Source organism: Scandinavium sp. NPDC088450 (assembly GCF_044900545.1).
GTDB lineage: Bacteria > Pseudomonadota > Gammaproteobacteria > Enterobacterales > Enterobacteriaceae > Scandinavium.
Genome location: NZ_JBJDNI010000045.1, coordinates 4,031 through 19,208, shown reverse-complemented (window position 1 = coordinate 19,208; position 15,178 = coordinate 4,031). Strand labels below are relative to the sequence as shown.

The window sequence follows — 15,178 nt, the reverse complement described above, 5'->3', positions numbered from 1 at the left end:
CCGAATATGGCGTTAAATGGCTACACGCCGATGCAGCATATTCAACGCATGACCTGATTCTACTTATTGCCTCCGTTAAAAATGGGGGGATTACCTAACTACTTCATCATTGGTTTTTTTTGGAAGATACACCTGCACTGCGTATTTCTGAGTTATTTAGGGCGGAGATTGATGATGGCTGTGCTAATCCTGTGTTTCCTTCTTTGAGACGAAGCGTATCATTTACTACCGCAGCATATCCAGCGACTAAATTTAATCATACAAGGCATATTGCATGGAGTGTTACTGCAGTCTTCTACGCAGTTCCAGCAACTCAAGCACCTTCGGGTTTTTATCCAGAGATGAATGGTGATGCATAAAACAGCTAAATGTTAAAAAGGCATTATCGGGCAGAGATAGTGTCTTAACCGCGAATAGATCGCGGAAATGCCGAATGAAGATAGTTGGCATAATCATGATATGATCGCTGTATGCACAGAGATTGACGAGGGCTAGCAGGCTGGCACTTTCAAAAATAACATTCCGGGATTCCAGAAGATTCTTGCTGAAATCATTTCCCTGCACAGTGGTGTTGGCCATGTCCCCCTCACGAACCCAGCGTAAGTGTTTGTTTTTATTCCATTCTATGAGCGAGCATTGCTCCTTCAGTGTTGGATGTCCCTTACGCGCCAATACGCACATATCTGACAGGATATAAGGTGTCGTGATGATCGCTTTTTCATCGCCCAGATAACTCCCGATATCAATATCGACAGACCGTCTGCGCAGAGCGGTCAGTCGCTTTTCCTGTGAGTCTTCCATGCGGGAAAACATGATGGGCTGCTTGTTGTCGTCCTTATCCGGAGTATCAAGGTACATGCTCATGGCCAGCTCTATCGCTGAATAGGTGGAAATAACAAAACGCTGCCTTTTTTCACTAAGCATCTGTATCTTGATGAATTCCTTCTGTAACTGATAGGCCAGAGGCTCCGGAATCATTCCGTCTCGCGTACGAGTGAACAGCGGTATTCCATAATGGCCCTGTACTTTTTTCAGAACGTAACTCACTGAAGAGGGGCTAATTTCAAGGTGTGCTGCAGCGAGTAAAACCCGTTTATGCTCAACCAGTGCATCAATAACTTTAAGGTACTTTAGGCTTATTTTTTTCATGTGATCAATTGCCGTTCTTCATTGGATGTTATAATTAAAATGATCAGGGGATTCGGGAAATCTGGACTGAATGTTTCTTACGATGGCATCAACTTCCTTAAGTACTGTAGGTTCGCTTTCGAGCTGATTGTTATAGTGCAGAAAGCAGTCATAGCTGAATCTCAGTTCAGTTGGAGGAAGCAGGTGTCTCAGAGGTAATGCTTTTGACAGGGGGTCTGCAAACACAGTCGGTACCAGAGTGATATAATCCGTGCGTGCACAGAAGGCAAGCGTATTAATAATGCTACCGGATAGCACACCGGCCTTACGTTCTCGAAGGTGCAAAGTTGCTTTAGCTGAATCTTCAATAGTATCGCAGTAGAAGTCACTAGTACCTGACCAGATGACGTGTCTACTGTCGTACCATTGCTTAAGTGTCAATTGTCTCCCATATCGCCTATTTTCTTTAGATGCCAGCACAGATACCTTTGAACTGAACAGCTTTACTGCCTGTATGCTTTCATCTGCAGGAAGTTTAGGACCAATGTCCAAATCAATGATACCGTTTTTGAGCATGTTCAGGCGCTCTGCGGTATTAGGAGTATACAGTCCGAAGCCATAACACCAGGGGGAAGATTTGCTATTGATACCAGGCAGACTTTTAGCCATCATCATCTCGAGTAACGAGTTTGTATTAATGCGGACTTTTTCTCTTTGCTTTCTCTGGTGCCCTGCAATTTTGCCAATATCCACGTCCCCACTGAGATAGGACAGATATCGCTGGCTAAGTTCAAGCGCCGTGGTATCGGCGAGCATACCGTAGCGGTGTCTTGAAAAAAGGTGAGAGCCTGTGGCTTTTCGGGCGCGGCCGAGCATATAGCTGACAGTGCCATTGGAAACCCCCAATATACGGGCTGTTTTAGTGACGCTTCTTGTTGTAACTATACTGTGAATAACTTTTAGTAATTTTAACTCTATCTCATTACACATTTTTGATACCATCCTGGATTATTGTGAGTTGTATTCCTGGGCTGTGTTTTAAATTAAAAATTATGTAAGGTTGTGCTCATGCATTTCAATCGTGTCAAGATGACAATAAGACGTAATGAAGTCGTATTAAATCATCGATAAACAACTGATACAATAGAAATATATACACGAAAAATCCACCCCGTCATTCCATCTGTTAAAAAACGCCTTGATTTCAGATAGTTACTACATGTTTCCTGAGTGACTTTAATGAATTGTGAGTGCGAATTTAAAAAAGCAAAAATACTTTAAATAAAACGCGCCTTCTAGTTTTTTCATTTAAATTCAATTGTCTGTATGGGTTTGTAGAAATATAAGTAACCATAACAAAATGATTGACGTTACTTGTGGTTAAATTATGTGGTTAACGATTATTTGCCGTACTTTGCCCCTTAAGATGTCGTACCAGTACATTTCTTTATTAAAATTCAAAAAAAGTAACAGTGAAGTTGTTCTGTTATTTTTGGTGGGTTTAGATCAAGTAATATCTTTTTAAGTGCTTTGTGGTTGAGTGTACTGTTCTATGTTTTATTTGCGGTAAGCGGAACCTTATGATTGGTGTTTGGCAGTTGTTTTGATCAGCGTTCGTTAATTTGGTGGAATTTAATTCGTTAGGTGAGTTTCACATTTCGCTCATGTTATTGTTTAACGGAGTTACTGCATATGCCGGGTGGCGACTAACGCCTTGCCCGGCCTACATTAATATGCATATCATGAAGTTATGCACGTCACGCAGATCTGTGCCAGCGAAGCGCCGTCATGTAATTTCAGATATACGCACGTTGTCAGCAGTCTGATTAAGGGGTTTTACTTGTAATTGATCGTGACGGTAAATGATCCGTTCATTTTCCCCGGTCGCAAATCACCTGTTCGTTTATAGCGCGCTCGCAAAGGAATAGACACGTTCCCGGAGCGCTCCAGACTTATGCTCTGAGTGAGTACATCGCCAGAGGTGTAAAGATTATTTCCCCCTTCATCCGGGGCCATACCTTCTTTTGGGTTATGGGCAATCTGATAACCCATACCGGAAGCCTTATCTGCCACATCCGACAACATAAAGGTCTGCTGGTCACCGGCATTCGCGGTTGAGGGCGATATGGTCATCTCCAGCATATTGTTTGTCAGAGTTCCGCCTGTTGGACTATTGGAGTCAATGGCAACCTGAGCCGGGTCCAAATTGTTGTAGAACCCTCTAAACACCGGGCAGTTTGTCAGATAAATAGAGACATCTTTCCACGCCGTGGTCGCCCCAACAGACGGAAAATCTTCTGGCCGGAACGTCCCCAGGTCATAAGTCGGGTTACCCGGTGTTATACAGGTACTGGTATCCAGAGTTATGCTGCCGGAGAAATTAACTGTCCAGAGATAATAGATGGGCAACCCCGAATAGCCAGATTTTGCCACCGCATTTTGCGCTATAATTGGGAAAGAATCGCCATTGACGGTGACCCCTGAGGAGATATTGCCCGTTTTTATCAGGGAGATGTCAAATTCATCACCAAATTTATAAGAAGGGCCTGCGCTATCCTTTATATAATAGGCGGGTAAGGTCAAGGGGGCAGATGAGGTAAATGTTCTGCCAGCATTCCACAGCGCCACACCAATTCCGGGTACGTTGGTTGGATAAATCTGCCCACTGTACGGTATACCACTTTGTGAAAACGGTGCCCCTGAGCGTTCATTGACGACCCTGAATTCTGCATCCACACTGAATGGTGCATCGCAGTCGATCCCCGCTTGTCTGGTCTTTGTTATTGTGGTTCTGTAAATCACACTGCCAACAGGCATATCATTCCCCACATAAAAATGGCCGGATAGTGGTACAGTATTTGATGTAGAATCGGCCATTTTGCAGTTCACCACTGCCTGAGCAGAACTCATCCCTGCCAGCAGCAGGACCGGCACCAGCAACCCCTGGCCTAATTGCGTAATATATTTCTTCCACTGCATTGTAACTTCTCTCCTTGCAGGTCGGAGAGCATTCCCCTACTGCTGTCTTAAATCAATTGATGCCTGCCGGTGAACAGCCCCGAGACACCGGCTGGACAGGCGGTTATTTATAATCCAGTCGATAGGTAATGCTGCCCTTTACCGTGCCGCCGGTGGCATTCTTGCCATCGGTCACATAAGCGACGTAGTAGATTTGTTCAGCGGTGCTGTTTACATCACCGATGGGCAGGTAGCTGCTCTGATTGAAATCATCGGGAAACAACGGATAGCCGTTATCCCGGATAAGCTTAAAGTCCACATTTCTGGCCGTGCCGCCCTTATTGATTACATACCCTGAACTGTTCGTGCCCGTACCTGACTCAAAAAAAGCCCGCACACTGGCCTTCGTACCAAAACAGTTGCTGAACTGGAGTTTAAATGCAGTCTTGCCAGCCGTACCTGTCGCATTAAGGTCGTCCGCCGTAACCGCAGGCAGCACAACAGTCGCATCCGGCCCCTGCCCATCCACGCTGACATCGCAGGTGCCCGGAAGCAGAACGGCAGTGAAGGTCACGGTGACATTCTGTGATGCCTGGTTGTTACCGGATACTGCCAGTCCTGCGGTCAACAGTACTGCCATCATTAATCGTGTCATATTCCATGGTCGTCTGTTCATGATTCTGATTCCCTCACCTTCCGGGGGTTACACCCCGGACTCCTGTTGTGGACTGTCAGACTTTGCCAGTTGCTGTTGCTGCGAAGGAGACGACTTCGTCGCACCCTTACGGCATTCCTGAGTGAAAGTCTGGATGGTGCTGTCCTGCTGCTTACCGGCTGGCATCAGGTGATAATTCACCGTGCAGCGGTTATCACTCCCCTGACCCCAGCGAAGCGTCAGGCTGCCCTTGTCCTGTTCCACGCGGGCATACACCTGTCCGCCCTGCCCCACGGTTCCCACGCTGCGCTTCTGTTCATCCAGCACTTCCGCACCAAACGGCACCGGCTCGCCGTCGAGGGTGGCACTTATCAGCACCGGCGTACCGGTCTTCGTGCCGTACTTAATCTTCACCACCGCCCCCTGATATGGCGCCACCTTCTTCTCGGTGCTGGCCAGTTCAACATCATCACTGGCCCCTTTCGGGTCGAGAGTGATGTCGTTCATCTGGTACGGATTCAGATACGGCACCAGCGCATAACCAAACGGGTCAATGCGAATGCCCGGATAGCCGGAGACCGATGCCCCTGTCGCGCCTTTTGCTTCCACCAGTGCGAAGGTGTCTGAGGTGTACGGGCTCAGTGTCACCCCACCGCTGTGTGCCACGATGCTGCCGGTGGCCCCGACAAACTCACTGTGGTAATTTTTACCGCCGCTCCAGCCGGCGCTCAGACCTGTATAGTTGGTACGGTACTGGGTATTGACCGCCCCGGAGGTGCCCGCGCCCTGGTTGGCATTCATGGCTGTCACGCTGTAGCTGAACTGCTGGTCCCCCCCGCCGGTGCCTGACAGTGTCGCCTGTTCACCGGTCCGCCCGGTGTTGTCATGATTCAGCTGCAGGGAGAGCAACGGACGATACTGGCGGGTGGATTTGCCCAGCGGGAAGCTCATGTTAAACAGCCAGGTATCCTGCGCTCCGCTATAACTGTAGGTGCGTCCCAGTGACAGGCCGTAGGTTACTTCGCCGTAGTTGTTGTTGTAGCCAATCTGATACTGCTTGTTGCTGCCGCTCTGATTCCAGTAATCCTGCAGTGAGCTGCTGATATAGAACTGTCCCCAGTTGAGCGGCAGCCCCTGGCTGGCGGTGAGCGTCACTCGGTTACGCGGGCGCCAGACGGAGTCCTCCGACTGGCCGTTCAGCATCGCGTGGCGGGTATCCTGGGCGGTCAGGAAATCCATGAAGCCGCTGGAGGAGAAACGGTATCCCGCCACCGACAGGTTGGTCTGCGTTTCATTGACTGACTTGCTGTAGCTGAGGCCATAGCTCTGACCGGAACTGGCGACTCCCGGGGGCAGATGCATACGAGCCTGGGTAATGTCGAAAGCAAACGCCCCCGCGCGAGTTCCCAGTGCCACACCACCTTTCAACGCATAATAGTCCTGACTGACCTGCAGGCCGCCATAGCCGGTCAGCAGATTGCTGATACCGTGCTGAACCGTCGCCTGATAGAGGGCAGGATTGTCGTTGTAGCGATCATTACGCAGCTCCCCGCCCACCACTTCGTAGTAGGTCGCACCCGGGCGAAGCTGCTGAACGACAGAGGCATACGGTACGGTGAAGCTTTCCTTCTGTCCGTCCGCTTCCTCAACTGTCACCAGCAGGTCTCCGCCGTATCCGGTCGGGTAAAGGTCATCAATCAGGAAATTGCCCGGGCTGACAGTGGTCTGGTATATCACCTGACCATTCTGGCTCACCGTCACTTTGGCGCTGGTACGGGCTATTCCGCGCACTTCCGGGGCATAACCACGCTGCGAATCCGGCAGCATGCGCTCGTCGGTGGTAAGCTTCACCCCGGTAAACGGAATGGTGTCAAACACATCCCCGCGGGTATATGTCTGCCCTACCAGCGCACGGGAGCGTAAGGCCGGAATGTCACGCTGGAGATAGGTATTGAGGGCCTGATACTTTTTCTCGCCGTTTTCTGCCCAGTTGTAGCTGCCGTTATGACGCAGATACCAGGCACCCACATTCATCCCGGCATTGATGCCGGCGTAGAAGGATTTGCTGTCATAGCCGCTGGAGGTGCTCTGGTAACCATTAAGGTTATACCCCAGCATCAGCGCGGGCACCCCGCTGTCCCACAGCTCCGGGCTGACGCTGCCGCGGGCAGCCCGCGCCACATAAATTTGCGGGATCTGAAAATTCAGCTTCTGGTCGTTGGTGTCGTAATGCACCACCGTCTCCGGCAGCAACGTGGCAATATCGGTACACTGCTTCGCCCTGTCATAAAATCCCTTCGGCAGGTGTTCTTCCCGAAACGGGATCTGGCGCAGCAGTGCATCGGTCATGCACGGGTAAACCGTTTTGTCTTTGCCTTCACGGAACTCAACGTCCATGGTCCCCAACGGGCTGTCATTGACAAAGACCTGCACGGAATAGGTGCCAGGCGTGGTGTTGGCCCCATTGGCATAGCGGGAGAGGTCAACGGCACTCGCGTCGTCCATCTGCAGTAAGGAAGAGTTAAACAGCAGGTTGTGGGCAATTTCGGTTGGCATATTTGCCTCTGCCGCCGCATGGGGCAAGGGGATTCCCCATCCCATGCATACCATCACCATCATCACCGGAGAAAGACGGGCCTTAAATTGTCGACCCGTAACAGGAGTTTTCATTTTTATTGTTTTCATTTTTATTACGTATCTCGGTAAAGTAATGAACAACAATCCGGCTATTTCGCGACAGATTCCGTTTTAATCAGCGCACCATAGTCACTGATATATTCCGCAGTGACCTTGCTTCCCGGGGAGGCATTCAGGGAATAGGTGTCGTCACTAAATGGCGCAATCATTTTGCCATCAGCTTTTTTTCCGCCCACGCTCACCGTTGACAGGGAAACGTAATACGGTGAGGGATTTTTCACGCGCAGAGTATTGCCGGCAGCATGCCAGGTAAGTGCTTTGGCGCCATCACCGGCATTACCTTTAAGGCCCGCCGGGCGCCAGAAGAACTTAATGCGGCTGCGAAACGCCACCTGCAGAAAGTTTTTGCTTTCCTGTTTATCAAGATTTGGTACAGCGGGAATTTCCAGTACGTTCAGCCAGAACACTGACTCCCGGTCCGACGGCAGCGTGTTGGGGGTGCTGCGGATACGCAGAGTTTGGCCACTACCGCCTTCAACACGGTTAATTGGTGGTGTAAGGACAAATGGCACCTTTATTTTGTCCGGGGTTGCTTTCGTATCACCGTCGTCCAGCCAGCTTTGCAAGAGTACTGGCGCTTTACCTTTATTACTCACCCTGACGCTTACTTCTTTAGCGTCAGAAGGGTAAATCACCCGCGTGCCGGTAATTACAATACTGGCGTGGGCTGCGGTGGAAAGAAGGCAGGCCAGCGTGAGGGCTCGCAGCAGGTGAGTCATTGCATCAGGGAATTTCATAATAACTATCCGGTCAGTAAAAAAGAGGGAAATCGATCCCCTCGCAGAGAATTACCAGTAAAATAAATTCAGATTTATGCTGGTTTATTTAAATCGGGTTTATTTGTAATCAAGGTGATAGGTCACACTGGACGATACCGTCCCGCCCATTGCCGTGCCGACTGTACTGTTGGTGCCGTAAGCAACGTAATAATTTGTCGTCGCAGTACCGGATGTAATGTCTGAGTATTTCTGCGTGTCACTTCCCGGCGTGATGACATTCTTGTCGCTGTCAGTCAGAACCAGCACGACGCCGGAAGCGGTTCCACCATTGTTGATCAGATAACCCTGAGAGCTCACATTGGGGCCTTCCTCAAAAAACACCCTTGCCGTGTCATAGGTTCCGATACAGTTACTCATTACGATGCTGAAGGGGGTATATCCCATGGTTTTCTGGGTATTCAAATCGTCCGCTGACACAGCGGCCAGCACGATGGTGGCATCCGGTCCCTGGGCTGCAACGTTCACATTACAGGTACTGCCGGTCACTTCACCACTGAAGGACACAGTGCCATTTTCTGCGGCCAGTGCGACAGCATTTACCCCGAATAAAAGGGCCATCATTGCTAACTTTTTCATATTGTTACCATCAATTCATCATGAACGATTAAAGTCCCGCGCCTTAGGCTGCGTTTCATGCTGACGTTGAAAAAAAGGGGAGTCGCAACTCCCCTAACGGGACATACCTGTTTTTATTGTTGTGTGAACTTACTTATGTCTGTCAGGTGATGATTACTGGTACTGGATGGAGTAAATCACGCTGCTGTTCACAGTACCTGCAGTGGTAGCACCATCTGCGTAGTACTCAACAGAGTAAGGAAGGTCTGCCGCCCCGGAAGAGATATCGTAATAGGTCGCGTTAGCCGTCTGGTTGCTGTTACCTGCCTGAATAACCGGCTCGGCACCATCCAGTTCACGCAACTGCAGGCTGACATTCGAAGCATCGCCGCCCGTATTCTTCAGACGACCAGTAACCTGGTCAACCGTTGAGCCCGCTTCAAAGAATGCAGAGGCGGTCTGCAGGGTGCCGGCACAGTTGGTCAGTGCGATGTTGAAGCCGGTACGGCCTGCAGTATCGCCCGCAGCAGTCAGCTGATTAGTGCCAATGGTCGGCAGGACAATAGTCGCATCAGGACCCTGGCCGTCAACATTTGCATCACAGGTGGTTGCCGTCAGCTGACCATTAAAAGTAATTGTGCCGGTAGAAGCGGCATGTGAAGCAGAAACAAAACCAGTAGCGGCCAGAGCGGTAACCATCAGAAACTTTTTCATTTGACATTCCTTATTCATTATAACAGCGGTCATTGACTGAGCATTATTGCAAGTCAACATCCTGTTGCCATAAGCAACACTGTCAGGATTAATTATTTTGAGCTGCCAATTAAGAGCATGAAAAATAGCCCTTAATTTGCCTGGTAATAACTGACGATAAAACACCAGTTCATTCGGCGTATTAAATACTACAGAAAACAACTCTCGCGATCAAAGAAACCACAAACAAGAAAATATACAGATCAATCAACCCAGCAGATTTGTCCGAGTAGCATGATGTGCTTTTTGGCGCGGCGTGTGCGGGTAAAAGATCTATTGAATTGAGGTTTTGCAGAGTCTATAGCGTGTTTGATTTAGCTTTGTTGAATTTTAATATAAAGCACTTGGTGGTGCGATTTCATAGGTAATGAAAGCGCAAAATCGGCTATAACCACATGAATTAAATTGATTTTAAAAAAATACCCACAACTTTTTGCATATAGTAATTTGAAAAATTAAAAATTGCATGCTGCTATTTTATATGAAAAAAATATCGCGCAAGCAAAGCTTTTTTTGACCATTTGAATTGCCATCATCAATTTCATTGAATACATTGATGCAAAATCACCTGAAAACCTTTTAAATTAACTATCTACCCCGTTCCACGTCACCACAGCATGTCGGCAGTCAGTGTATCTTTAATTGCAGGGCGATATGTTAGATTGTTCAGTCCAGATCGGTATGGGTTCTATCTATCCTCGTTGAAGCAGCCAACTATTTGATCCTGATTCTCGATAATGTGCAACTCAAATTTTGACCAAAAACCTAAGCATCTGAGCTTCAGATCGAGAGCCCACTTATGCGCACAGGAATACCAGAAACGGCGTAGCCGTTGACCTTATGCACATAACCTCCCTTATCGATGACCTCTATCTCGCCATCCATTTTTCTCCCTCGCCTAAGACCCTGGACCTTCGGCGCCTTATAAATAATGACGGAGTCGAGGACTGCTAGCACCAACTGTAAACTGCCATAAATCCTGTCGTTTACGCTGAAGCTGGAAGACGCACTGAGGGAGTGGAACCCGACATGGAGACTACACCGCGACCATTAAATGCTGTTAGGCTTGTTCGGTTTCATTCGTCAGCGCCTTAGCAATATTGCGAAAAGCCAGCTCATGCAGCAGCCTTTCAAGCCTACTAGCGTTTTTTTGCGACCGCTCGAGATTGCTTCCAGACCAAAGCTGAACACATAACCGGACTCAGTGCGGTGCTCGCATATTAACCAGTCGCATAGTGATGTGTTAGCATTATCTAATTCAAAATTAAATTTTAGAGTAACACAGCTCCAGTAGGTGTAACGGGTTGACCCTGACCCAAAATCCTGCTCCATTCAGAAACAGAATTCCGGCATGACCTACACTCCCTGACGGAGGTGGTGCCGATGAAAGAATCACGATTCACCGAAGAGAAGATTGTCTTTGCCCTGACGCAGGCTGAACTGGGTACACCGGTGCCTGAGGTCTGCTGTAAGCTGGGCATTTCTGATGCCACGTTTTATACGTTGCGCAAGAAATACGGCGGGATTTCGCCCTCTGAGCTGAGGCACATGCGGCAGCTTGAGGAAGAGAATCTCAGGCTGAAGAAGCTGATCGCCGATCTGAGTCTCGACAAAGCCATGCGGCAGGATGTGCTGGCAAAAAAGACCTGATGCTGGCACGCCTGGGCGAATGGGTCCGGGACCTGAAGGCACGCTACGGAGCCAGCGAGAGGCAAATCTGCTTTGCGTTACGGGTCAGCCGTAGTTCGTTCCGGTATCATTCTGTGGCGGCAGACGACAGCGCATTACGTCTTCGCATCAGGGAAATCACCGAAATCCGGGTCCACCATGGCTACCGCCGGGTTCACGTCATGCTCAGGCGGGAGGGCTGGCGGGATAATCATAAGCGCATTTACCGGCTCAACAGCGAGCAGGGGTTGTCCCTGCGTCTCAAACGCCCGTGTCGGAATAAATCGGCACAGCGCCGACAACCGCAGCCTCAGGGTCTGTATCCGAATCACGTCTGGGGCATGGACTTTGTTTCTGATGCGCTGTTTGACGGGCGCAGACTGCGCCTGCTGACGGTTATCGATCTTTACACCCGCGAGTGCCTGGGGATCTGCGTGGGGCAGAATCTGCGTTCAACAGAAGTGGCAGAAATGCTGAACAGCATAGCGCTCATACGCCCCTTACCACAGTTACTGAAAACCGATAACGGCTTTGAATTTGCAAGGAAAATGCTGGATAAGTGCATGTACGAAAGAGAGATAAGAATAGACTTCTCACGGCCGGGGACACCGACGGACAATGCGACCGTTGAGTCGTTCAACGGCAGGCTACGGCAGGAATGTCTTACGAGAACTGGTTCATGCCCCTGGAGGATGCACGGTGCAAAACCGAGGCCTGGCGCATACACTATAACCAGAAGCGTCCCCATTCTGCGCTGGGATGGATGACCCCGTCCGAATTTGCTGAAAAGTCTACCGGTTGCCAGAATATGCAGCCAACATGAAGCCGGTTATTCCTGATTATGACTGGAGCATATTCGGGGTCAGGGTCAAAAAACCGATTTTACTAATATCCCACGCATTTATTAGTTCATCTGCTTCCACGTCGATCCATTCGAGTACCAGGTTGTCTGACTCCCTGCGGGAAGTATCGTCGAATTACCTCCTGCATCAGGGTAAATACCGGCCACTGCCGAAGTGTCGTTTGACACATACACATGCTGACCCGGATTGCTAGCATCACTCTGTGGTAAGAAGATTCGAGCGCTCCTTTCGCCAGCCTGAATATTAATCAACAGGCTGCCTGTCGCCGCCAGCTGTGCGGTCATCTCCTCTTCAGTCATATCTCCACCCGCAAGCACGTAAGTCGGTGTACCTACTGGCGCTGGCCAGCTATGATACTGAAGACTAAAGGCAGTGGCTTGCGACATTGTCGTGCTATTTCCGGCAATATCCGTACTGACAGGTACAAACTGATATTCGCTCGTCATCTGGAATACACGCTCATCAGACATCACTGCGTGCCAGTTACCACCCGTATCAGCGATTACCGAATCTATTGCCATCCGTATTCTATCCTTCATGCGTACTCCATAGATGATGACTGTGGCACCTGGTTCTGCGGTACCCCAAAAATCTACTTCTCCCCCAGGGGCATCCTGTCCATTAACGAGGTTACCAGAGCTATCCTGAACGCGGGTAATTACCGGCACTTCCGCTACCGTATCCAGATGAAGAATAAACGCTTCCGACGGGTCAGACTCCGGCAACTGAGATGTGAGAGCACTGGTAGCCGTCAGGCTGTGATCGCCGTCGCCACTCAGCGCTTTATTCACCGTGATGTTCCAGAGCCCCGTATCATCCGCCGTTGCGGTTCCAATCTGAGTACTGCCCTCGTACAGACGAACCGTCCCGTTTTTTTCGGCAGTACCCTGCAGAACCGGTTTCGTTTCATCAGTCGGTTGCCCGCTCGTCAGATTGCCCTTTACGCTGCCGGTTACATCTTCTACCTGTGTAATCACTGGTATTGTGGCAGCAATAAAGTTAACGTCCACACTGCGGGAGCTGCTATTAATACCGGCGGTTAGCGTGCTGATACCCGCCTTATTGCTGGTTATCATTACCGCCATCAATCCGTTGGCGTCCGTGCTGGCTTCCGGCACTACCGTTGCTCCATTGTTGGCACTAAAGGTCACTACCGCATCAGGAACCGGATTATTCCATGAGTCACTCACTCGTACCTGTACCACATTCTGCGCAGATTTATTCGCCACGGCATTATTCTGCGTGACGACCATATCACTAACAGCGATCTGCGCCGTCGAGCGATCCACCACAAAATTGACGGTCACACTCTGACTGCTGCCATTAGTGGTGGCAGTCAGAGTGCTTGAACCGACCAGAGTGTTCGTAACCGGAACCGTAATTTCACCGTTACTATCTGTGCTTGCCGATGATGCCACGGTAGCACCGTTATCAGCGCTGAGAGTTACAGGCTGGTCTGCAAGTACATTCCCTTTTGCATCTTTCACCGTCATTTTGACGTTGTTAGCATCACTACCGTTAGCAAACGCATTATCCTTCACCACAATCATGTCACCTGCGGCAATACCTGCGGTCGAGGTATCGGCAATGAAGGTAACAACGACAGTTTCAGTGGAACCATTAAGCACCGCGGTTATCGTTGATGGCCCAGCCACTGAACTGGACAAACCGACCTGAATCATCCCGTTTTCATCGGTAAGACCCGGTCGCCCCATCTTAGCTCCATTGTCAGCGATAAAGTTGACAGATTGATTTACCAGAGGATTGCCATAAGCATCTGTGACCTTTGCCTGTACGGTATTAAGTGAAGAGCCATTCGCCAGGGAATTATTAATAATGACGATCAAGCTGCCAACAACAATCTGCGCGGTGCTGGCATCAGCGTTAAAGGACACATCCACGCTGTGCCTGCTGCCGTTGATGGTAGCTGTCACGGTAGAAACCCCTGCAAGTGTGCTGGTGATAGGCACCAGGACCAGACCATTGTCATCGCTGAATGCGCTGGTGGCGGCGACGGCATTGTGACTGGCGCTGAAATCGACCTTCGCTCCTGCGACGATATTACCGTTGGCATCGGTGATTTTTACCTGCACCTGATTCTCATCCGTCCCATTGGCCAACAGGTTATCAGTCACGACTGTCATATCACCGTCGGCAATTCTCGCTGTATTTGCATCAGCGACAAAATTCACATCGACACTCTGGTTGCTCCCGTTCACTGTCGCGGTTAGCGTACTTGTACCCGCTGTCGTACTGGTAAGTACTGCCGTGGCTACTCCAGCCATATTTGTGGCTACTGTTTCTGCTACAGTCGCACCATTGCTGGCACTCAGTGTGATTAGCTGGCTGGCGACTGGATTACCTTGTTGATCTGTGACGAGAATCCTCACTGCATTGACCATTGCTCCATCCGCAACGGCATGATTGGTAATAATATTCATATTACTCCCGATCAACTGCGCTGTACTGTTGTCAGCAATAAAGATCACATCCACGTGCTGGCTGCTGCCGTTAATGCTCGCCGTTACTGTACTGACACCAGATACCAGGCTGGTGACATCCAGCGTGAGCGTGCCTGCAGTGGTTGTCTGAGCGCTACCGTCAATCATTGCCCCATTGCTCGCACTGAAAGTGACCGTCTGGCCTGCCACTGCATTGCCGTTGGCATCGGTTACCTTTAACTGTATCTGGTTCGTCGCTTTGCCGTCCGCAACGGCGTTATCTGTCACTACCGTCAGATTACCGGCATTAATCTGCGCCGTGCCACCGTCCGCGACAAAGGTCACATCAACCTGCTGGCTGCTGCCGTTCACCCTGGCGGTGATGGTGCTGACGCCTGCTGTTTTACTGGTCACGGTCATCAGCAGTTCACCGTTGCTGTCGGTGCGTCCCTGTGCGGCTATCGTTGCACCGTTGCTGGCGCTGAAGCTCACGTCCTGTCCGGCAATTGCATTACCCTGAGAGTCGGTGACCTTCACCTGCACGTTGTTACCGACAATCCCGTTTGCCAGGGCGTTATCTGCCATCACCGTCAGGTCTCCTGCACCTATCTGTGCCGTGCTGCTATCCGCAACAAAGTTAACCGTGACTGTCTTGCTGCTGCCGTTGACGGTCGCCGTCAC

The 15,178-nt window shown here is 50.0% G+C and carries 9 protein-coding genes and 1 pseudogene; 1 reads left to right on the top strand and 9 read right to left on the bottom strand.

The features are described 5' to 3' along the window. Window positions 1–282 precede the first annotated feature (282 nt). The 8 genes from ACI2I2_RS24000 to ACI2I2_RS23965 all read right to left on the bottom strand — a co-directional run bounded on the left by ACI2I2_RS24000 (window position 283) and on the right by ACI2I2_RS23965 (window position 9,486). Window positions 283–1,149, bottom strand: coding sequence for a LysR family transcriptional regulator (locus ACI2I2_RS24000; RefSeq protein WP_404660198.1), 867 nt, complete (start codon window positions 1,147–1,149; stop codon window positions 283–285). Between the two features lie 18 nt (window positions 1,150–1,167). Beyond that, window positions 1,168–2,118 carry a LysR substrate-binding domain-containing protein gene (locus ACI2I2_RS23995; protein ID WP_404660197.1) on the bottom strand — a complete coding sequence of 317 codons (951 nt, stop codon included), beginning with the start codon at window positions 2,116–2,118 and terminating at the stop codon, window positions 1,168–1,170. Window positions 2,119–2,964: 846 nt separating this feature from the next. Next, window positions 2,965–4,107, bottom strand: a complete 1,143-nt coding sequence (locus tag ACI2I2_RS23990) for a fimbrial protein (protein ID WP_404660196.1) — start codon at window positions 4,105–4,107, stop codon at window positions 2,965–2,967. A 103-nt stretch (window positions 4,108–4,210) separates the two neighbouring features. Continuing rightward, entirely contained in the window at window positions 4,211–4,762 is a 552-nt protein-coding gene (locus tag ACI2I2_RS23985; RefSeq protein WP_404660195.1) for a fimbrial protein, read from the bottom strand. A gap of 27 nt (window positions 4,763–4,789) precedes the next feature. Continuing rightward, window positions 4,790–7,411, bottom strand: coding sequence for a fimbria/pilus outer membrane usher protein (locus tag ACI2I2_RS23980; protein WP_404660194.1), 2,622 nt, complete (start codon window positions 7,409–7,411; stop codon window positions 4,790–4,792). A 56-nt stretch (window positions 7,412–7,467) separates the two neighbouring features. Next, window positions 7,468–8,175, bottom strand: a complete 708-nt coding sequence (locus tag ACI2I2_RS23975) for a fimbria/pilus periplasmic chaperone (RefSeq protein ID WP_404660193.1) — start codon at window positions 8,173–8,175, stop codon at window positions 7,468–7,470. A gap of 99 nt (window positions 8,176–8,274) precedes the next feature. Further along, entirely contained in the window at window positions 8,275–8,793 is a 519-nt protein-coding gene (locus ACI2I2_RS23970) for a fimbrial protein (protein ID WP_404660192.1), read from the bottom strand. Window positions 8,794–8,946: 153 nt separating this feature from the next. Then, a complete protein-coding gene (locus ACI2I2_RS23965) occupies window positions 8,947–9,486 on the bottom strand; it encodes a fimbrial protein (RefSeq protein ID WP_404660191.1) in 540 nt (179 codons plus the stop codon). 1,422 nt (window positions 9,487–10,908) lie between these two features. On the opposite strand from ACI2I2_RS23965, the pseudogene ACI2I2_RS23960 reads away from it, so the two are divergent. Continuing rightward, window positions 10,909–12,016: pseudogene (locus ACI2I2_RS23960) on the top strand (IS3 family transposase). Between the two features lie 81 nt (window positions 12,017–12,097). Here ACI2I2_RS23960 and ACI2I2_RS23955 read toward each other — a convergent pair. Continuing rightward, window positions 12,098–15,178, bottom strand: a 3,081-nt coding sequence (locus ACI2I2_RS23955; protein ID WP_404660190.1) for an Ig-like domain-containing protein, incomplete at its 5' end; no start/stop codon positions are given.